Genomic DNA, 549 nt, shown 5'->3' with positions numbered 1-549 from the left:
GCAATACGCTGGTCATGCCGACCCGAGCCCCCATGCGTTTTGGGTCGGTCGCGATGGTCATCACCGTTTCAGCCGAGGCGCGGAACAGCAGTCCGTAGACCGCCCGCTTGTTCCAATAGGCGATGCGGGCAATCTCGGCTGGCAGGGTGAAGACCAGATGGAAGTACTCCACGGGTAGCAGGTCCTCGGCCCGCGCCGCCATCCAATCCCTTGCTGCCGGGCCCTGGCACTTCGGACAATGCCGGTTCTGGCAGCTAATGGGCGCCGCCCATTACCTGCCTTATGGGCAAATCCGGTAATGGTGTCAATGAGCGTTCAAAACTGACCCGGTTTCAGCGTTTGAATTTGACCCACCCCTTGTGGCGCAAAGGCCCCAGGCGGGCCGCCCTCCTATAGCGAGTCCGTCTGGGGCCTTTGCTTGCGCGACGTTTATGTTTTTCTGCGTCGCTTGCTCTGTGCGAACCGGTATGACGTGTTGCCTGTCTCGATGATTGCGCAGTGATGAGTTACGCGATCCAGAAGCGCGGTTGTCATCTTGGCGTCACCGAA

The 549-nt window shown here is 59.9% G+C and carries 1 protein-coding gene and 1 pseudogene; both read right to left on the bottom strand.

What is annotated here, in order from left to right; all coding sequences use genetic code 11:
* Positions 1 to 256, bottom strand: a pseudogene (locus tag GKC28_RS26140) (transposase zinc-binding domain-containing protein); the annotation flags it as partial.
* A 173-nt stretch (positions 257 to 429) separates the two neighbouring features.
* Positions 430 to 549: ATP-binding protein (locus tag GKC28_RS26135; protein WP_217433978.1), on the bottom strand; the 120-nt coding region annotated here is incomplete at its 5' end.

This window comes from Leisingera sp. ANG59 (genome assembly GCF_013317235.1).
Lineage (GTDB): Bacteria > Pseudomonadota > Alphaproteobacteria > Rhodobacterales > Rhodobacteraceae > Leisingera.
This window is presented reverse-complemented; position numbering and strand designations above follow the sequence as displayed.